Raw genomic sequence first — 531 nt, 5'->3', positions numbered from 1 at the left:
GCGCCAGGGCGAGGCGGTCGACGACATGGCGCGGCATCATCGTGTTGACCTCTCCCGCCAGTTCGATGAAGCGGGTGGAGATCTGGTGCTCGCGCGCCTTCCAGGTCAGGTAGAAAGGGTCGATCGGGATGCAGTGGCCGCCCAGCCCGGGACCGGGGTAGAAGGGCATGAAGCCGAAGGGCTTGGTCTTGGCCGCCTCGATCACCTCCCAGATGTCGATGCCCATCGGCTCGAAGACGATCTTCAGTTCGTTCACCAAGGCGATGTTGACCGAGCGGAAGATGTTCTCGGTCAGCTTGGTCGCCTCCGCCGTCCGGGTGCCCGACACCGGCACCACCTGCGGCACCACCTGCTCGTAGAGCGCCACCGCCAGCCGGCGCGCGCCCTCGTCGTCGCCGCCGACCACCTTGGGGATGGTGCTGGTGGTGAAGGTGATGTTGCCGGGGTCCTCGCGCTCGGGCGAATAGGCCAGGAAGAAGTCGCGGCCGCTCACCAGCCCGGTCTCCTCCAGGATCGGCCGCATCACCTCGT

1 protein-coding gene is annotated in these 531 nt (G+C 66.9%); it reads right to left on the bottom strand.

Annotation, left to right across the window (positions count from 1 at the left end):
- Nucleotides 1-531: nucleotide sugar dehydrogenase (locus JHL17_RS36195; protein WP_200199513.1), on the bottom strand; the 531-nt coding region annotated here is incomplete at both ends.

Origin of the sequence: Azospirillum endophyticum (assembly GCF_016595245.1) — a bacterium.
In the GTDB taxonomy this organism is placed as follows: Bacteria; Pseudomonadota; Alphaproteobacteria; order Azospirillales; family Azospirillaceae; genus Azospirillum; species Azospirillum endophyticum.
The sequence above is the reverse complement of the archived record's forward strand: the minus strand, read 5'-3'. Positions and strand labels throughout refer to the sequence as shown.